An 18,408-nucleotide genomic window follows, 5' to 3' on the forward strand; every position below is an offset into this window, starting at 1 on the left:
ATTCACTCACGCCCCGGAGGTTGGGTATGGATTTTATCGGAGGAAAACTCCTTCAAGTAGTGATAGCGCTGGCGATCTTCGCGGCGATTATCGGCATCATCATGTTGGTGGTGGACAGGGCACCGAAATCGGTCAAGGACAAGGTCACCGTGGCCGGCTTCCTCGCACCGGCAGGTATTCTCATGCTCGTGGGACTCGTGTACCCCGCGGTTCGCACGTCAATGCTGGCCTTCACGGACGCCAGCGGCAACGGAAATGGTTTCGACAACTTTGTCTGGATGTTCACGCAGCCTGAGGCTTTGACCACGCTGCGGAACACCGTTATTTGGACCGTCCTGGTCCCCCTTTTGTCCACGAGCTTCGGCCTGGCCTACGCAGTCTTCATCGACAAGGCCCGCGGTGAGAAGGTCCTTAAGTCCTTGGTCTTCATGCCGATGGCCATCTCCTTCGTGGGCGCCGGCATCATCTGGAAGCTCGTCTATGACTACCGCGGCCCTGGCCTCGAACAGACCGGTGTCATCAACTTCCTCAGGGACGCCTTGGGGTTGGATCCAAAGCAGTTCCTCCTGGACGCCCCGGAAAACACGATCTTCCTGATCGTTGTGATGGTCTGGATCCAGACCGGTTTCGCCATGGTCATTCTCTCGGCTGCCATCAAGGGTGTTCCGGTGGAACTTATCGAGGCGGCCCGCCTTGACGGCGCCAATGCCTGGCAGCAGTTCCGCAACGTGACCGTGCCCGGCATCCGTGGAGCACTTGTGGTGGTCCTGACCACCATCACGATCGCCACCCTGAAGGTGTTCGACATTGTCCGGACCATGACGGCCGGTAACTACGACACCTCGGTTGTGGCCAACGAAATGTACACGCAGGCCTTCCGTGCCGGCGAACCGGGTCGTGGTGCGGCATTGGCCCTGATCCTGTTCCTGATGGTGCTGCCGATCGTCGTGTACAACGCTCGAGTCCTTCGCAAGCAAAGGGAGATCCATTGACAGCCACGCCAGCCCCGAAAGAGGTTTCGAAGGCCGCAACCCGGCAGCGTCCTGGATCCGATCCCACGGAGGACGCCCAGCCGATGATGCGGCGGGTCAAGACCAAGCTCACCTCCAAGTGGGCAACAGCGGCAGCCATCATCATCGCCGTCGTATGGTCCGTACCCACGTTCGGCCTGTTCGTTACGTCGTTCCGTCCTGCTGCGAAGCAGGTTGGGCCCCGCTCCAACGGTTGGTGGAATGCCTTCGTTGACTGGGACTTCACGTTCAAGAACTACGCGGACGTCCTGACCCCCGCGGGCTCGCAGTCGGCCAACCTGTCCCAGTACTTCGTCAACTCGGTCGCGATCGTCATCCCGGTCACCATCTTTGTTCTGGTGCTCGCTTCGATGGCCGCCTACGTTTTCGCCTGGGGCAAGTTCAAGGGCCGCGACGCTCTTTTCATCTTCGTTTTCGCCCTGCAGATCATTCCGCTGCAGATGGCACTGATCCCGCTGCTGCAGTTCTTCACGCAGACGCTCCACCTCCCTGCCGGTTCGTATGCACAGCTGTGGATCGCCCACACCATGTTCGGGCTCCCGCTGGGTATCTTCCTCCTCCACAACTTCATCTCTGAGATTCCCGGTGAAGTGATCGAGGCTGCAAGGGTGGACGGCGCCGGGCACAGCACCATCTTCTGGCGGATCATCCTGCCGCTGTCCGTGCCGGCACTGGCATCGCTGGCGATCTTCCAGTTCCTGTGGGTCTGGAACGACCTGCTGGTGGCGCTGGTGTTCTCGGGTGGAACTGCGGACGTTGCTCCCATCACCCAACGCCTGGCCGAAATTTCCGGTACCCGCGGTGCCCGGGATTACTTGAACCCGGCAGCTGCATTCGTCTCGATCATCATCCCGCTCCTGGTCTTCTTCGGCCTGCAGCGGTACTTCGTGCGAGGCCTTCTTTCCGGCGGTCTCAAGGGATAACCATTGCCGCCCCGGTTACGCAGCGCATTACGCCGTTGCGTAACCGGGTGCTGCAGACGGCAAGTCCCACATAAGGTAAATGCGGAGCAACGGCGGCCGGAGAGGGGAGCCTGTGTCACGAACAACGGGTAGATCCCAACGCGGCGGCCATACGGGCGTCAGCATCGAAGACGTCGCCATGGCGGCCGGCGTCTCCACAGCAACTGTTTCGCGGGCGGTCAGGGGCTTGCCGCGGGTGTCCCCGGCTACCCGCGAAAAGATCCTCGAGGTGGCCAGTTCGCTGGGCTACGTGGCGTCGTCGTCGGCTTCGGGGCTGGCCACGGGCCGCACCCGGACCATCGGCGTCCTGGCTCCATTCGTGAGCCGCTGGTTCTTCTCCAAGGCCATCGAGGGCGCAGACCGGGAACTGCATTCCCGCAAGTACAACTTGTCCCTGTTCAACCTCGGCGGCCACGGGAGCAACCGTGAGCGGCTGTTCAGCTCCACCATGGTTTACAAGCAAATCGATGCGCTCCTGGTGCTCTGCATGTCCTTGACCGAGGAAGAACTGGAACACCTCCACAAGATCGACATCCCGTTAGTAGTGGTGGGTGGTCACGTTGAGGATTGCGCGTACATCGGTATCAACGATTACGACGCCGCTTCCACCGCCGTGCGACACCTGCTGGACCTGGGGCACAAGGATATTGCCCTGCTCCATGGCGACGACGAAACGGACCTGAACTTCGACGTTCCCCGGGTGCGGATCCGCGCCTTCCAGGAGGTCATGACCGACGCCGGCCTGGAAGTCCGCCCGGAATGGGACCAATGGGGGGACTTCACTGTTGCCAGCGGTCAGCAGGCTTTCAACCGGTTGTGGAGCCAGCCCGGCCGTAAACCCACAGCCATCTTCTGCTCCTCGGATGAGATGGCCATGGGCGTGATCTTCGAAGCAGGCCGCCACGGGGTCCGGGTGCCCCAGGACCTGTCCGTCATTGGCATCGATGACCATGATTTCTCGTCGTCGCTGGGCCTTACCACCGTGGGCCAACGCCCCGACGACCAGGCCGAGCTTGCCACCAAGATGCTGTTGGACGAACTCGACGGCAACTTCGGGGCTGTTCATTCACAGGTTGCCCCGCACGAGTTGATCGTCCGGGAGACCACCGCCCCACCCAGCGGAGAAAGCCAAAGCTAGGAAGCGCGTGCCAGCTGCCTGATGGGAATCCACCGTGATGCCAGGCGCCGGTATGCGGCGGCAGCCCCCGTCATGTCACCTTCGGCCAGGCATTCAATGCCCAGCCGGACATCCATGGGCGAGTCGTCTGGATAGACCTTGTCAGCCACGGCACCGTAATCAAGCTCCACCATTGATTGCGCATGGAACAGCTCCAGCCATTCCGTGAGTTGCGTCAGGTCGTCCAGCATGTCCAGGTCGGGAGCAGCCAAAGCCAGGTGGGCCACGGCAAAACGCGCCCTTTCCAATGCTTCGGTGAGGGGCGTCCACACCCGGACGGTCAGGATACGCCCGTCGGCTTCCACCACATCCTTGCGGTCCGACTCGGCAAAGAGCGAGAACCAACTGAACGGGATACCCCACGTGGACGCACGGGTGTGCACCCGCTTGGCGCCTTCGCCGGCGTTGAGGCGGTCGATCCTGACCTGGTGCTTGTCCCTTTGCGATACCGGGATGAGCAGATCGGCCAGTGGACTGTGCACGCCGTCCATCAGGGCGTTGGCCGCCAAACCGGCCCGAATCACCAGTTGGCTGGGGCAGTAAAGCAGGCGCCCGGCGTCGTCCCCGTCTTTATCAGGGGCGGCGTGCCGTCCCGCGGGCACGCGCGTCATCCGGACGAGGTCGGTCCGACCGGTCGGAAACGGATCCCCGCCGGGCCGCGTGATGCGGCCCAGCGAGGCCTGGAGCTCCGCATTTTCGACGGCGGCCCGGGAACCTGTCTTGCCGCCGGCCGCCGCGAGCTGTTGCTGCTGCTCGGGCGGGAACGCTTCGAGTGGCTCGTAAATGCGCAGCGACGACGAGAAGGGCAGCCCTGCCTGGCCCCGGTACAGGTTTCCAGCCATGTCCAGCCACCCCCTTTCGTCGGTGTGAATGTGCCTAGTCTGCGAGCTCCACGATCACCGGTGCGTGGTCCGAGGCGCCCTTGCCTTTGCGCTCTTCCCGGTCAATGGAAGCACCGGTGACCCGTGCGGCCAATGCTGGTGATGCGAGGCAGAAATCGATGCGCATGCCTTCCTTCTTGGGGAAGCGAAGCTGCGTGTAATCCCAGTATGTGTAGACGCCCGGGCCCGGGGTGTAGGGACGGACGACGTCGGTGAAGCCGGCCGCTTCGAACGCGTGGAATGCGGCGCGCTCGGGTTCGCTGACGTGCGTGAAGTTGTTGTCGCGGAACAGCTGGATGTCCCAGACGTCCTCGTCGAACGGGGCGATGTTCCAGTCACCCATGAGGGCGATCTGGGCGGTCGGATCGGCCTTGACCCATTCGGCGGCGTGGCCCTGGAGGACGTCCAGCCACTTGATCTTGTAGGGCATGTGTTCGTCATCCAGCGAGCGTCCGTTGGGAACGTAGAGGCTCCAGATGCGGATACCGCCGCAGGTTGCCGCGATGGCGCGGGCTTCCTGGACGGGGTCCTTGCCGGCCTTGCCAAACGCCGGCTGGTCCAGGAAGGTGCGCTCCACGTCCTCCAGGCCAACGCGGGAGGCGATGGCCACACCGTTCCACTGGTTCACGCCGAAGTGCGCGACCTCGTAGCCCATGCGTTCAAAGAGCTCCCAAGGGAAGTTCTCGTCCTTGCATTTGGTCTCCTGGATCGCCAGGACATCGCAGTCGCTGCGCTCAAGCCAGGCTTCTACCCGGTCGGCGCGGGCACGGAGGGAGTTCACATTCCAGGTAGCTATCTTCACAGCAACTAACTTACCGAACTTGGCGCTGAGCGCATCCCCCTACCGCTTTTTACCGCCGGATCAGTGGCCGTACAGCGGTTGCGTGTGGGCGAGTTTGCGGAGCCCGATGCCGGAAGCGATCAGCAGCAACCCGGTCACGATGGCGAATGCCGCCAGCATGGCTACCAGGCCCAGCAATCCGAGCCCAGGATTGGCCAGGACAACGATGCCGAACACTGTGGTGAGCAAGCCGATCAGCAACCAGATTCCCCAGCTCCGCACGAAGGTCCGCGCTGCAAGGGCCAGGACGATCTGGGAAATGCCCAGCACCAAAGCCCACAAACCGATGAGCACACCGATGGCCGCAGCCGTCAGCCCGGGCCAGGCGATTGCCACGATCCCGGCGGCGATGGAAATGAAACCGCCAGCCACGGACCAGCGCGACCGGCCTGCGGGGTCGTAGAAGTAATGGGCCACACTGGTGATGCCGTCAATGATCGCGAAGAATCCGAACATGACCACCACCACGAAGGTAGTGGCACTTGGCAACACCAGGATCAGCAGGCCAAAAACGATTGCGAGGGCTCCCCGGACCAGCAAAGCAGTTCCCGGGGTCTTGAACATTCTGCGATCCGCTGTGTCCGACATAGGGTCAGCGTAACCAACCACCGCGGGTTACCGCATCCCCTCGCGCCGGATGGCCGTGGCGATGGCCGCCGCACGGGTTTCGACGCCCAGTTTTGCGTAGATGTGCGCGAGGTGGGTTTTCACTGTTGCTTCGGAAATGAAGAGGCGTTTGCCCAGGTCACGGTTGCTGAGCCCCTGGGTCAACAGGCTGAGCAGTTCCGCTTCGCGCGGGGTGAGGATCTCGTCCGGATGACGCAGTTGTTGGAACAGCCGCGAGGCAACGGGAGCTGACATGACGCTCTTTCCCTGCACAGCCCCGCGGACGGCGGCGAAGATCTCCTCGGGTGCCGCGTCCTTCAGCAAATACCCCATCGCTCCGGCATCGACGGCGCGGACAATGTCGGCATCGGAATCGTAGGTGGTGAACACGATGATCGCCTGGTGGGGAGTGCGTTGGCGCAGTTGCTTGATTGCCTCGATGCCATCCATTCCGGCGCCCATGGCCAGGTCCATGAGGACCACCGCGGGTTGGTGCTGTTGGGCGGCTTCCAGCGCTTCTTCGCCTGATGCCGCTTCACCGACGACGGCGATATCGGCTTGGGTGCCCAGCAGCGCCTTGAGCCCGCTCCGGACGACTGTGTGGTCATCCACGAGCAGCACGGAAATGGTGCTCATCGGCGTTCCTTCGTCTCGGTGCCGGCAGCCGGCAAGGGCAGTTGCGCGGCGATGATGGTGCCCTCGCCGGGCGTGCTCTCCACGGACAATTCTCCGCCCAACTGCTCCACGCGTTGCCTCATGGCCCGCAACCCGTAACCTCCGCTTGGCGACGGCGGAGGTACCGATCCGGGATCGAAGCCGCGGCCGTCGTCGAACACGTCCAAGGTGACGGCGTCCGGGAGGTAGCCGAGAGTGACGCTGGCGTGCTCCGCGTGGGCATGGAGGTTGATGTTGGCCACGGCGCTTTGGGTAACCCGGAGCAGGGCGTGACGCACCTCGTTGGGAAGCGGCCGCGGCTCGCCGGTGACCTGGACCCGGATGGTGTCCACGTATTGGCGTGCTGCGTGTTCGAGGGCTTCGGGAAGGGGCCCGGATTCCAGGCCAGGGACCGAGAGTTCATGGACCAGGCTGCGGGTGTCGGCGAGGTTCCGCCGCAGCAGTCCGGCTGCGTGGAGCACATCGGCCTGGGCGGCTTCGGCTGGCCAGGAACGCTGGGCTGCTTCCAGGAGCAGCAGGCTGCTGGCGAGCCCTTGGGTGACGGTGTCGTGGATTTCGCGGGAAACACGCTGGCGTTCCGTGGCGATCCCGGCTTCCCGTTCACGTGCGGCGAGCTGCTCCTGGGCTTGCGAGACGTCGTCGAAGAGCTTCTTTTGGAGGGCGGCGTCGCGCTCGATCTTGTCGTAGATGAGGGTCAAAAGCACCCCCGCGGCAAGCGGGCCGAGCAGCATTGCGACGTCCGTCCAGTCGCTCATGCGGAAGAGCCCGACGGCGGTGGCCGCCGCCGTCGCGCCGCCTGCCAGGTATCCTGCCCAGCCGCGGAAAGCCGTGCGGGCCAGGAAGAAGATCGCGAAGGAGCACCACGCAAAGCTTGGGGCGACAATAACCAACACAGCCCAGGCGGCCAGCAGCGCGAACATCCATGGCCTGTTGGGGTGGCCCGGCAGGCGGGGGCCGGCCAGGACCGCTGTGACTGCGTACAGCACGCAAACCGCCGCGGCCAGGGCCACCGTCCACAGGTTGTCCGCAGGGGAGTGGCGCATGACGTAGCGGACCCCGGACGCCACCATGAGCACAGCAAAGCCGAGGTGGACCACGGCATCGATGCGGCCATCGATCCGGCCGATCCGGCCGCCTGGTGCGGGCTGTGGAGGGGCAGTTGGCATGGTCGGTTCCGGTTTCCGTTTCCCTTGAAGGCGTTCTTTCCATGCTAGGTGCCCGCAGGGGTGTTGGTCTCTCCACCTTTTGGCTGATACGGCCCGCGGAAAGTATGAGTCCGGGGGCTTCTTCGGGCCGATGTGGCGCAGGCTCCGCCCCGGGAGCATGGAGGTGTACCGACGCTGACTACAAGGAGATTGCCGTGAAGAAGTCCAACAAGATGATTGCCGTTGCCGCTGCTGGAGCATTGTTGCTCACCGGTGGCGCCACGGCTGTGGCCAACGCCGTAACTCCGGCTGCCGCCCCCGCCGCCGTCGAGGCAAAGGCCCCGGCTGACGTCCAGCCCGCACCGGAGAACGTGGTTGCCCAGAACCGCATCACAGTGGGTGCCTCGAGCAAGGCCGTCAACGCTGCGCTCGCCAAGTGCCAGGCGGACAAGCTGCCGTTCGTGACCGTCGCACTGGTGGACCGTTTCGGCACGGTCCAGGCCATCCTCCGCGGTGACAACGCCGCCGAGCACACCATCGAAGCCGCCAAGCAGAAGGCCTACACGGCTGCCGCGTTCGGTGCACCCACCAGTGAGCTTGCCAAGCGCGTCAACGGCAACGGCCCCTCGATCGCCGACCTCCCGGGCACCCTCTTCCTGTCCGGCGGCGTGCCGCTGAAGGTGAACGGCGTCTCGGTAGCGGGAATCGGCGTCGGCGGTGCCCCTGACGGTGCCCTCGACGAAGCCTGCGCTACCGCCGGTGCGGATGCCTTGGCCGAGGCAGCGAAGTAGCCATGAAAAAGCGGATGGCGGGGGTTGGGTTGCTGATGGTCGGGCTGCTGGCGGGATGTACGACGGCCGGAACGTCGCCTTCCAGCCCAGCCTCACCTGGCGCGTCGCAGACAGCCCCCGCTTCCGCGTCGCCGTCGAGCGCCAGCCCTGTCCCGTCGTCGTTTGCTGCCCAGGCAACGCCGCCCAAATTGTCCCCGGAGGCCCAGATGGAAACCGACCGACTCCTCATCCTGGCCGCGAAAGCCAACGATCCTGCGCGGGTGCGGGAGCTCATCGCAGCGGGCGGAAACGTCAACGCCAAGGACGGAATCCAGGACTCCGCGTTCCTCTACGCGGGGGCAGAGGGTTTCAACGAGGTTCTCCAGCTCACCTTGGCCGCCGGGGCGGACGTGCGCAGCCTCAACCGGTACGGCGGCACGGCCCTGACTCCGGCGAGCGAACACGGGCACACGGAAACCGTTCGGATCCTGATCGCCGCGGGTGTACCAGTGGACCACGTCAACAATCTGGGGTGGACAGCCATGCAGGAAGCCATCCTGCTTAACAACGGCGGCCCTAACCAGCAGGACGTGGTGCGGCAGCTGCTTGAGGCCGGAGCGAACCCGGACATCCGCGACCCCCAAGGCCGAACCGCCCTGCAGAACGCAGAGCGGCTCGGATTCAAGGAGATCGCGGCGTTGATCCGGGGTTAGAGAGCTTCCAGCACGCTCACGTAGTTCGCGATGCCCACGCCGCCCATGTTCTGCACGGCCCCCCGACGGGCGTTGGGAAGCTGCATGTCGCCAGCGGTACCCGTGAGCTGCATGGCCGCGATGACGTGCTGGGACACGCCGGTGGCGCCTACGGGGTGGCCCTTCGCCTTCAGGCCACCGGAAACGTTGATGGGAAGTTTGCCGTCCTTATATACCCACCCTTCCTGGATGGCGCGGGAACCCTCGCCGCGCGGAGCCAGGCCCATGGCTTCGTACATGATGAGCTCGGCGATGGTGAAGCAGTCGTGCACTTCGGCGAAGTCCAGGCCATCAATTCCGACGCCGGCCATGGCGAACGCGCGCTCCCAGGACGCCCTGGTGGCGGCGAACTCCGTGGGATCGCGCTTCTCGGCCGGGAAGAAATCATTCGCGTGGCCGAAACCCGCCAGGCGCACGGGAGCGGTTGCGCCTCCGGTGGCGTTGGTGGACAGCACGACGGCGGCAGCGCCGTCGGAGACCGGCGAACAGTCGGTGCGGCGCAAGGGCTCCGCCACCATGGGGTTCTTGTCCGAAATGGTCCGGCAGAACTCCTCGCCGAAGTCCCGGTGCATCTGGGCGTAAGGGTTGTCCATGCCGTTGCGGTGGTTCTTGGCGGCGATGGAACCAAGGACATCGCCAAGGCCGTTCTCGAAGCCGGGGCCGTTTACCCCGGCGCCGTAGCGCTTTTCGTAGTGCTTGGCGACATCAGCGAAGAGGCCCGTGAAACCGGTGGATGATGCCTTGCCGGCCATCTCGTAGGAAGCGCCGAGCAGGGCCGCTCCCACGACGTCGGCTCCGGCGTCGGTCATCTTTTCGGCACCGATCACCAGGACGTTGCGGGCGGTTCCGGCGAGCACGGCCTTGACTCCCTGCTGGAATGCGGCAGAGCCGGAAGCGCAGGCGTTCTCAATACGGGTCGCGGGGACGTTGGCGAGGTCCGGGGAGAGCTGGAGGGCCAGGGACGATGTGAAGCCCAGCGGCTGCATGCCCGAGTTGAACTGGCCCAGGTAGATTTCGTCGATGTCCTTGGGGTCCAAGCCGGAGTTCCGGATGGCTTCGCCTGCCACGTGGACGATCAGCGATTCCAGGGTGTCATCCGTCAGCTTGCCGAACTTGCTGTGGCCCCACCCTGTGAGCAGGATGTCCTTACCGAACTGGTCTTGCAGGCTCATGCGTTGGCTCCTTCGAGGGTGTTTTCCTTCGCGTCTTCGTCCAGCGCCACAGTGAACCCTGCGTCCGTCTTGCTCCGGATCTCTTCCACGGTGACGCCTGGGGCGAGACGGGTCAACACGAGGCGGGTGCCGCCGTCGTGCGTTGCTGTTTCGGGGGCTATATCGAATACGGCGAGGTCCGTGATGATCCTGTCCACGCAGTTAAGCCCCGTGAGCGGGAGGGTGCAGTTGGTGACGATCTTGGCCGAGCCGTCCTTGGCGTTGTGCTCGGTGAGGACCACGACGCGCGGGGTCCCGGCAACCAGGTCCATCGCACCGCCCATGCCCTTGACCATCTTGCCGGGGATGGTCCAGTTGGCGAGGTCGCCGCCGCCGGACACCTGCATGGCACCCAGGATGGCCACCTTCACGTGGCCGCCGCGGATCATGCCGAACGAGGTGGCGGAGTCGAAAATGCTGCCGCCCGGGGTGATGGTCACCGTTTGCTTCCCGGCGTTGATGAGGTCCGCGTCTTCCTCGCCCTCGTACGGGAACGGGCCCATTCCGAGCAGGCCGTTCTCGCTCTGAAGGATCACCCGGACGCCGTCGGGCAGGTTGTTGGCTACCAATGTGGGGATGCCGATGCCGAGGTTGACGTAGTCGCCGTCGTTCAATTCTTCGGCCGCAATCGCGGCCATTTGGTCCCGTGTCCATGCCATGGTGTTGTGCTCCTTCTGTCTTCTTAGACGGCTGCGGTTTCAAGGCGCTGGCGGACCGTGCGCTGCTCAATGTCCTTGACCCTGTTGCTTGCCTGCACCAACCGCTGGACGTAGACGCCCGGGGTGATGATGTGGTTGGGGTCGAGCTGCCCCGGCTGGACGATCACCTCCGCTTCGGCGATGGTCACCGCACCCGCGGTGGCAACCACCGGGTTGAAGTTCCGGGCTGTATAGCGGTAGATCAGGTTGCCGTCCGTATCCGCCGTATGGGCGTGGACCAGCGCGACGTCGGCGGTGATGGCGCGCTCGCGGACGTACGTCACGCCGTCGAACTCTTCCAACGGTTTGCCTTCGGCAACCAAGGTGCCCACCCCGGTCCGCGTGTAGAAAGCCGGGATCCCGGCGCCGCCAGCGCGAAGACGCTCCGCAAGCGTGCCCTGCGGCGTGAACTCAACCTCCAGCTCTCCGGCCAGGTACTGCTCGGCGAAGAGCTTGTTCTCGCCAACATAGGATGCGATGACTTTCCGGACCTGCCCCGCCTCGATCAGCACGCCCAGGCCCTTGCCGTCCACGCCCATGTTGTTGGAGACGATGGTCAGGTCCTTCGCGCCCGACTCGCGGACGGCGTCGATCAGGTCTGCGGGGATACCGCTCAGGCCAAAACCTCCGACGGCGATGGTCAGGCCATCTGCCATGAGGTCATGGAGCGCTTGGGTTGCGCTCGCGTGGATCTTGGACACGGGGAACTCCTCATTGAGTGTGATTGGCTTCCACTTTGTGGACTGTTGACCTCTTGGGTAGGAGCCTAGGTTCGGCTCTTCGGGCCGGTCAAGAGCGCTCTCTTCGCGTTACTCACGGTGTGGACGCTACACTTGGGCCTGTCCATAATGTGGATGAATTCTATGCAGGAGGCATCGTGGCAGTGCAGGGAGCGCAGGTAGTGGGCAGGGTCGCGGAACTGCTCCGCCTGGTTGGGCGCAAGCCAGAAGGCACGTCCTTGGCCGGGCTGGTCCGCGAATCAGGGCTCACCCGGCCAACGGTTCACCGGCTGCTGACGTCGCTGGCCGCCGAGGGCTTCCTGGAACATGATTCGTCCTCAGGAAAGTGGGTGCTCGGGCCCGAGATCTTCCTGCTCGGCTCTGTTGCAGCTGCCCGTTTCCCCATGGAGGACATCGCCCGCCCATCCCTTCGCAGGCTGGCTACCGAGACGGGCGAGAGCGCGTTCTTCTCCATCCGGCGCGGCAACGAAACTGTCTGTGTGCTGCGGGAGGAAGGCTCGTTCCCGGTACGGTCGTTCGTGCTCCATGAAGGTGTGCGGTTTCCCTTGGGCGTCGCCTCCGCGGGAACGGCGATCCTGGCCTTCCTGCCCGCCGAAGAACAGGAAGCGCTGCTGGCGGAATGGACGGTGCACGCGGGCGACTTCGCTGTCGGTCACCCCGCTGATGTGGTGCGGAAGAACCTGGAGCAAACAAGGCTGGCCGGGTATTCAGTGAATCCGGGCTTGATCCTCGAAGGCAGTTGGGGGATGGGGGCGGCGGTCTTCGACCAGCACGACCGCCCAGCCTGGGCGTTGTCCCTGACCGGAATCGAACCCCGTTTCCGCCCTGAGCGCCAGGAATACCTGGGAAAGCTGCTGCTGGAGGAAGCGCACAGGATGACCGCACGGTTGCAAGGAACTAGCTGAGCTCCAGCCGCATCAACACTCTGGGGAAGCCATTGAGTACGGAGGTGGTTTCTGCGACCTTCTTGAAGCCGGCCTTCTCGAACAGCCTCCGTGTGCCCACGTAGGCCATGGTCAGATCCACTTTTCCGCCCTTGTTGTCTACGGGGTAGCCCTCCAAAACAGGGGCACCGTGGGCCTTCGCGAAGTCTATGGCTCCGCGCAGGAGTTCGTGCGAGATGCCCTTTCCCCGATGCCCGGGCCGTACCCGGATGCACCACACGGACCACACGTCGGTCTTGTCCGCATGCGGGATCTTCCGGTTTGTCGCGAAACTGGTGTCCGCACGCGGGTGGACGGCCGCCCACCCAACCACCTCGTCGCCGTCGTACGCCAAAACCCCGGGCGGAGGATCCTCGGCGACCAGCTTCTCAACGTACGCGCCGCGCTCTTCGCGTTGGAGGCTCAGGTTCAGCTTGGATGGGATGCGGTAGCTCAGGCACCAGCACACATTGGAGCCGGGGTTCTTGGGTCCCACCATGGTCCTGACGTCATCGAACACCGTGGCGGGGCGAACTTCGATAGCCATCCGCCCATCCTGCCATCGGGGTTGGTGCTCCGCCAGAGAAATTGGTTTGTTAGCGTTCACACCATCATCGCCTCGGTCGAGCGCGCCGTATCAGCCGAGTTACTTCAAAGGTGACGGCACCATCGCTACCGACACCTGGTATGACTCCCGCGGCGACAAATCCAAGGTCAACAACGACTACTACCTCGCCGACGGGCCTGACGGTGTACTGAAAATCCCGTCCATGGCCGTCCCGTCCTCCACCGAATACCTTTACGACGGCGCGCAACGTCCCACCGCTATCAGGGACTTGGCTAACGACAACAACCTTCTCTGGACAACCCAGATGAGCTACACAGGAGCCGACACCACAACAGTCACCGGACCAGGCAACGAAGCAGCCGTTACCACCATCAAAAACCTCAACGGCAAGACAGAGACCCGGAAAAACTTCCACGGCCCAGCAGCAACGGGCGCCTCTGATGTGGCCACGTACCAGTACGACGCCCTCGGCCGGCTCAAAGGCATGACCGACACTGTCGGGAACGCCTGGTCCTGGACATTCGACGCCGCCGGCCGGGAAACCGCAGCGAATGACCCCGACGCCGGAGCCCGATCCACCACCTACGACACAACCGGACGCACCCTGACCACAACGGACGCAACGGGTGCCGTTACTTAGTTCACCTACGACGACGTCGACCGGGTCGTGGAAAAAACTGTCACCCCTGCCGGCGGCGCAGCCATGATCCTGGAACGGTCCATCTACGACACCGATACCCTCAAAGGCAAAGGCCAGCTCTCATCGGCCACCCGCTATAACGCGCCCGGCCTGGCCCAGCCAGTTGTGACCACCTTCTCCGGCTACAACGCCGCCTACCAGCCCACCACCACAACCGTCACCCTCCCGGCCGGGCTGGATCCCTACGCCGGTTCCTACACGACCACACGCGTGTTCACCAACACCGGGCAAATACGACAGGAGAAACTACCCGCCGTCGGGGCCATGCCCACGGAAACCCTCACCTCCGCGTACGACGACTGCGACAACCAGGGTTCCCTGTGGAACGGGAACCTCGACCGATTCGCCGCCAACACCCAACGCTCCCACCTGGACAAGATCACCTCCTTCCAGCAGTTCGACAAGAACACCACCGGAACCGGCAACACCACCGGAACCAACGAGAACTTCTTCACCTGGGACGCGACAACAGGTCGACTAACAGACCAATGGGCAACCAACACCACCCGCAACGTCATCTCAGACCTCGGAAAAACCCGCTACACCTACAACGAAGCAGGCAAAATCACCGCCCGCGAACTCTCGTTCCCGAGCCGCGCGTCAACCGCCACGGACTACCAGTGCTACACCTACGACCACGCCTCACGCCTGGCCGCCGTTTGGACACCCGCACCGACAGCGAACACGAACTGCACATCCGCCCCCACGGCGGCATCAACAAATGTCACAGGACTCGGCGGAGCCGCACCCTACGCACAGACCTACACCTACACACCAGCCGGCGACCGATCCCAAGTCAAACGATTCGACGCCACCGGCGCCCTAGCAGTCACCGAAAACTACACCTACCCTGCCGCAGGAACAGCAGGACCCCACCGCGTCCAACAAATAGTCTCCACCCCCGCCACAGGAACACCGCTCACCCAAAGCTTCACCTGGGACGCGGCAGGGCGCATGACCAACCGTGCCACCCAAACCCTCACCTACACACCCGACGGGCGCCTGGACACCACAACAGGCACCAGTAAAGTACCCGCCAACCCTAACCCCGGCGCGGGAGCCGGCACCCCGGCCTCGGCAAACACCGCCGTCGCAAGCGTGGCAGGGAAAAGGTACTACGACGCCTCAGGCAACCTCGTGGGCGTCAAGGACGGAAGCGGTACCACGGTGACGCTCGGGTCGGTAACAGCACACACCAGCTCAGCCGCCACGCCGACAAGCACCGCTACTAGCACATACTCATTCGCGGGAAAGACAGTGGCCCAACGCACCGCCACTGCCAGCGGCACGAAACTGACATTCCTGGTTGGTGACAGCATCAACACCACCCAAACCTTGACCATACCCACCACCGGTACCGGGCCAATCACCACCCTCACCCGCTACACAGACCCCCTCGGGCTAGCCAGAAGGGCCAACGCAACAGCAACAGCCAACAACACCTACACAACCGCACCCCCAACAACCGCAGGGGTGGGCTCCAACGCAGCTAACCCAGCCGGATTCGGTGCCGTCAACGGCTACATCTCAGGACTCGACGACACCGTCAGCACCCTCACCCACCTCGGAGCCCGCGAACTCGATCCCGTCACCGGCATCTTCACCGCACCCGACCCCATCCTCAACACCGAAGACCAACGAGGATTCACCCCCTACACCTACGCCTTCGGCAACGTCATCAACGCCTCAGACCCATCCGGGCTCAGGCCAACATGCGACTGCCAGCAGGACAACGGCGGCATCCACCCGGGAGGCATCGAACCAACACCCCGCAACGACAGAGTCGTAGAACCACCCATTCCCTTCGAAGGCACGATCGCGCCAGCACCCGGCAACACCGACATATGGGAAGGCGCCGACATGGGCGCCATCGGCGGATTCCCGAGCATGCAACAAGCCGAAGCCACAGGCATCAAATTCACTGCCGAAGGCATCGGAACAGCAGTTGGAATCGCTCTCGGTATCGGTATTTGTCTCTTCACCGCAGTCATCGGCTGCATAGCAGGTGGAGCCCTTGCTGGAGCAATCTTCTCGACGGGCGGATGGGCCATCGATAAACGAGGTGACTTCACTCCGGAAGAGCTAGCCGCTCACGGTGGTACAGACCTCGCCGCTGGAATGATCGGGGGCAAAATCCCAGGCGTGGGCGGCGCAATCAAAGGCGCAGCAGAATCAACCGTTCTGAGAACAGCGGAAGAAGCGGCAGAAGCAGCTTTGAAGGCAGGACGCCAGACGGGCGCGGCCGCGGAATTGCATGTGGGCGGTCAAGTCATAACGGACATCTCCACGGGTGGAGCAGATCGAACTCTCAACCCGCTAGTGCAACAAGCCGTAGATGCTGTACCCAAGAAGCAACAAATGGGTTGGCATGGTGAATGCGCCGAGCTGGGTTGCCTCAGCCAGGCTGTGGATGCAAACCTCGACCTCAACGGTAGTTGGATCCGTGCTGTCGCTATCGGCAACTCGAATCCTGGTCACAAGTTGCCAAAGGTCGTATGCTCCGGATGTAAGAACGTGTTGGACCAGTTTGGAGTGAAATATTGAACAGCGTGGAGCTTCTAGCAGCTGCTAAAGCGACATCAATTACGGAAGACATCGATGAATGGCATGGACTGATGAAGGTGCTGCTTCAGCATCTGTCGGTTCTTCCCATTCCGCCGGAGATCGAATCCTTCCTGCAGACCGCTCAGGCCTATTGGAACGGCGACAACGCCCTCAGCGCCGATGATTTAGAGGGGGCGAAACTAGGAACTTGGGACTATCTGGACTCGTTCCCTAAGGGCTTTGACTTGAAGACCCGGGAAGGTAGAACGGCCCGCGCCCTTTTGTGCGTCACCGAACCGGAGGGAGACATCGAAATGAGGTCAATGACAGCTGACTGGTTCGCAGCAATGATCTGGAATGAGTCCTGAATTCTAACGATCACGCTCGTCGATATGTATGCCTAAAGGCCACTCTTTCAGGAAAACTTGGGTGCTTTCTCCAGCGAGAGATCCGTCCAAGTTCTTCTTCCTCGTGTAATAACCCTGGACGTCTCAGATCGGCCGTAGAGCGATGTGATGTCCAGGCCGTCGGCGTTCCTCTCATTGATGACGAGGCAGCGGTCAAGAAAGGCTGGGATAAGGGAATCGGTCATTACCAGACCCTCCGGCCTTCAGGGACAGCCGTTGGCTGCAGCAGCGGAACGCATTCTTTCCACCGGGCAGCGCGTGTCAAACAGTCGATGCGCGACCGTCGGGGGGGAAGAGGAGAGCCCGAGCCTCATCAACCGAATTTACTGGCACCCCTGCGGATCAGATGTCCGCGTATCAGTGGTCTGGCGCCTCACCTACTATGTGCGTTCCGTTATTAACCGAACCAACCTTGTAGCCATTGGTAAGGCCAACGCCGACGACGACCGCCACGTTCCAAAAGGATTACTTGCTAGACGTTCGGGAGATCAACTTGCCACTTGCATCGAAGATCTCAGCCCATCCGGTCTGCGTCACGGCACTGAATCCTTCGAAATCTAGCGTCAGGAGCCGATCGAGGACTTCCTGTTCGGAACTTGTGATTGGTCGCATATTCCAGCCTTGCACAAGAATGTGATTTGGAGTGGAGCTCCTCTATTTGGGCCGCCTTTGATTGACGTAGCGGGCCCACGCGTCCCCCGCAGCATCGGCATGTAGGAACGCGACTTGGTGGCTGTAGCCGAGGGCGTCGGCGACCAGCGGTGGCGGTGTGAGGCTGAGGTGTTCGCCCAAGGCAGTGTTCCGTGCGCCTATAAGGTCGATGCCGAGGCTTCGGAGCCTGTCCATGAGGGTGTTGGGGTGAAGATGTTGCCCGGCTCGCGTTCCAGGGAAGAGCCAGGGGCTTGCCGCGTTCGACCCCGTTCTGAGGTTCGGCCGGCCTAGAAGATGCTCTTCCAGTAATTCCGCAAACGGCTGCGGGACAGGAACTGGGTGCATGCCAAAGGTAATTCGCATGGCGCCACTGGTTTGGTTGGTCTCGACTGCATCGGCGCGGAGCTTGGCTACCCGGACCAAGGGCTGGGCATAGAGGAGGAACAGGGTTCCGGCGACCCTGTAGGGCAGAGATTGGCTAGTACCGGTAAGTAATTCCCGCAGCCACGCCAGACGTTGGTCTTGGGTAACTGCGGGCCGGGTTTTCGCGGTGTAGTGGCCCATGTTCACTCGATTGTTCGTGCCGGTTTTCTTGGCGAACACGATGAACGTGTGGATGGCTTTTCCTGGTTGTGGGTCCGGTGGCGATCCAAGTCTCGATGTCCTGCTGGGTGCAGGTGGCGGCTGTCCTTTGGTGGGTTTGCCAGAGCCAGTCCAGAAATTTGATGGTTTCGGTGAATTCTTGTTTGGCCGAGTGAACGGGAGCTTGCGCGTTTGTCTCCGGCGTGGCCATGGACCGAATGCGCCGGAGGTGGTGCCACGTGGCAAAGTACTCGACGGGTTTGGCCTGCCAGCGCGGAAGCCGCCGAGAGATGCTTACACGAAGACGCTGGTACGTCATGAAAACTGCCTGCGAACGAGTGCGAAATGCCCGAGATCGCCGAGGCCCTGGATATCACCAAGAATCTGCCCACGCCCTCTTCAAACGCAAGCTGGATGGCAAGAGAATTACCTGCCAGACCTTCACGACGCTGCACCAGTACGGGAAGTCTTCGAAGATTGACGATGGCGCGACAGCAAGCGTTCCGAACGGGCGCCACTCCCCTACCTTTACGGAACCAGTGTT

General features: G+C 62.9%; 19 protein-coding genes. 9 read left to right on the forward strand and 10 right to left on the reverse strand.

The window, feature by feature from the left end:
* Positions 1–26 precede the first annotated feature (26 nt).
* The 3 genes from ABHM97_RS12815 to ABHM97_RS12825 all read left to right on the forward strand — a co-directional run bounded on the left by ABHM97_RS12815 (position 27) and on the right by ABHM97_RS12825 (position 3,131).
* Positions 27–992, forward strand: coding sequence for a carbohydrate ABC transporter permease (locus ABHM97_RS12815; RefSeq protein ID WP_235520143.1), 966 nt, complete (start codon positions 27–29; stop codon positions 990–992).
* Positions 989–1,954: a carbohydrate ABC transporter permease gene (locus tag ABHM97_RS12820; protein WP_235520142.1), complete on the forward strand. Its 966-nt coding sequence runs from the start codon at positions 989–991 to the stop codon at positions 1,952–1,954. Before ABHM97_RS12815 ends, ABHM97_RS12820 begins: the two co-directional genes overlap by 4 nt.
* A 112-nt stretch (positions 1,955–2,066) precedes the next feature.
* A complete protein-coding gene (locus ABHM97_RS12825; RefSeq protein WP_235520141.1) occupies positions 2,067–3,131 on the forward strand; it encodes a LacI family DNA-binding transcriptional regulator in 1,065 nt (354 codons plus the stop codon).
* Here the strand turns inward: ABHM97_RS12825 and ABHM97_RS12830 are convergent.
* Genes ABHM97_RS12830 through ABHM97_RS12850 form a run of 5 tightly spaced genes read right to left on the reverse strand, consistent with a single transcriptional unit; the run spans position 3,128 to position 7,339 of the window.
* Positions 3,128–4,012 (reverse strand): DUF8083 family protein, encoded by an 885-nt coding sequence (locus ABHM97_RS12830; RefSeq protein ID WP_235520140.1) that lies wholly within the window; start codon positions 4,010–4,012, stop codon positions 3,128–3,130. The two genes, ABHM97_RS12825 and ABHM97_RS12830, sit on opposite strands and share 4 nt — an antisense overlap.
* Before the next feature lie 34 nt (positions 4,013–4,046).
* Positions 4,047–4,853, reverse strand: coding sequence for an exodeoxyribonuclease III (locus ABHM97_RS12835; RefSeq protein ID WP_235520139.1), 807 nt, complete (start codon positions 4,851–4,853; stop codon positions 4,047–4,049).
* A 60-nt stretch (positions 4,854–4,913) separates the two neighbouring features.
* Positions 4,914–5,480, reverse strand: a complete 567-nt coding sequence (locus tag ABHM97_RS12840) for an HdeD family acid-resistance protein (RefSeq protein ID WP_257370136.1) — start codon at positions 5,478–5,480, stop codon at positions 4,914–4,916.
* A 27-nt stretch (positions 5,481–5,507) separates the two neighbouring features.
* Positions 5,508–6,134, reverse strand: coding sequence for a response regulator (locus tag ABHM97_RS12845; RefSeq protein WP_257370135.1), 627 nt, complete (start codon positions 6,132–6,134; stop codon positions 5,508–5,510).
* Positions 6,131–7,339 (reverse strand): sensor histidine kinase, encoded by a 1,209-nt coding sequence (locus ABHM97_RS12850; protein WP_349470977.1) that lies wholly within the window; start codon positions 7,337–7,339, stop codon positions 6,131–6,133. Before ABHM97_RS12850 ends, ABHM97_RS12845 begins: the two co-directional genes overlap by 4 nt.
* A 194-nt stretch (positions 7,340–7,533) precedes the next feature.
* On the opposite strand from ABHM97_RS12850, the gene ABHM97_RS12855 reads away from it, so the two are divergent.
* Positions 7,534–8,109 (forward strand): GlcG/HbpS family heme-binding protein, encoded by a 576-nt coding sequence (locus ABHM97_RS12855; RefSeq protein WP_349470979.1) that lies wholly within the window; start codon positions 7,534–7,536, stop codon positions 8,107–8,109.
* Positions 8,110–8,111: 2 nt separating this feature from the next.
* Positions 8,112–8,801: an ankyrin repeat domain-containing protein gene (locus tag ABHM97_RS12860; protein WP_349470980.1), complete on the forward strand. Its 690-nt coding sequence runs from the start codon at positions 8,112–8,114 to the stop codon at positions 8,799–8,801.
* Here the strand turns inward: ABHM97_RS12860 and ABHM97_RS12865 are convergent.
* The 3 genes from ABHM97_RS12865 to ABHM97_RS12875 are packed head-to-tail and all read right to left on the reverse strand — an operon-like array spanning position 8,798 to position 11,450.
* Entirely contained in the window at positions 8,798–10,012 is a 1,215-nt protein-coding gene (locus ABHM97_RS12865; RefSeq protein ID WP_349470982.1) for an acetyl-CoA acetyltransferase, read from the reverse strand. The two genes, ABHM97_RS12860 and ABHM97_RS12865, sit on opposite strands and share 4 nt — an antisense overlap.
* Entirely contained in the window at positions 10,009–10,710 is a 702-nt protein-coding gene (locus tag ABHM97_RS12870; RefSeq protein ID WP_349470983.1) for a CoA transferase subunit B, read from the reverse strand. The genes ABHM97_RS12865 and ABHM97_RS12870 overlap by 4 nt, the downstream gene beginning before the upstream one ends.
* A gap of 23 nt (positions 10,711–10,733) precedes the next feature.
* Positions 10,734–11,450 (reverse strand): CoA transferase subunit A, encoded by a 717-nt coding sequence (locus ABHM97_RS12875; RefSeq protein ID WP_349470984.1) that lies wholly within the window; start codon positions 11,448–11,450, stop codon positions 10,734–10,736.
* A gap of 176 nt (positions 11,451–11,626) precedes the next feature.
* Here ABHM97_RS12875 and ABHM97_RS12880 point away from each other — a divergent pair, with 176 nt between their 5' ends.
* A complete protein-coding gene (locus ABHM97_RS12880) occupies positions 11,627–12,394 on the forward strand; it encodes an IclR family transcriptional regulator (protein WP_349470986.1) in 768 nt (255 codons plus the stop codon).
* Here ABHM97_RS12880 and ABHM97_RS12885 read toward each other — a convergent pair.
* On the reverse strand, positions 12,387–12,959 hold the full coding sequence (locus ABHM97_RS12885; protein ID WP_349470988.1) for a GNAT family N-acetyltransferase: 573 nt from the start codon (positions 12,957–12,959) through the stop codon (positions 12,387–12,389). The genes ABHM97_RS12880 and ABHM97_RS12885 overlap by 8 nt on opposite strands.
* Before the next feature lie 46 nt (positions 12,960–13,005).
* On the opposite strand from ABHM97_RS12885, the gene ABHM97_RS12890 reads away from it, so the two are divergent.
* From ABHM97_RS12890 to ABHM97_RS12900, 3 genes are read left to right on the forward strand one after another with little or no spacing between them, the layout of a single operon-like run.
* Positions 13,006–13,620 (forward strand): RHS repeat domain-containing protein, encoded by a 615-nt coding sequence (locus tag ABHM97_RS12890; protein ID WP_349470990.1) that lies wholly within the window; start codon positions 13,006–13,008, stop codon positions 13,618–13,620.
* A 27-nt stretch (positions 13,621–13,647) separates the two neighbouring features.
* Positions 13,648–16,224: an RHS repeat-associated core domain-containing protein gene (locus ABHM97_RS12895; RefSeq protein ID WP_349470991.1), complete on the forward strand. Its 2,577-nt coding sequence runs from the start codon at positions 13,648–13,650 to the stop codon at positions 16,222–16,224.
* Positions 16,221–16,592, forward strand: coding sequence for a hypothetical protein (locus tag ABHM97_RS12900; protein WP_349470992.1), 372 nt, complete (start codon positions 16,221–16,223; stop codon positions 16,590–16,592). Before ABHM97_RS12895 ends, ABHM97_RS12900 begins: the two co-directional genes overlap by 4 nt.
* Before the next feature lie 693 nt (positions 16,593–17,285).
* On the opposite strand, the gene ABHM97_RS12905 is transcribed toward ABHM97_RS12900, so the two are convergent.
* Entirely contained in the window at positions 17,286–17,846 is a 561-nt protein-coding gene (locus ABHM97_RS12905; protein ID WP_349470994.1) for a site-specific integrase, read from the reverse strand.
* Positions 17,847–18,408 lie beyond the last annotated feature (562 nt).

It is taken from the genome of Paenarthrobacter sp. CAP02, assembly GCF_040137855.1.
Classification (GTDB): domain Bacteria; phylum Actinomycetota; class Actinomycetes; order Actinomycetales; family Micrococcaceae; genus Arthrobacter.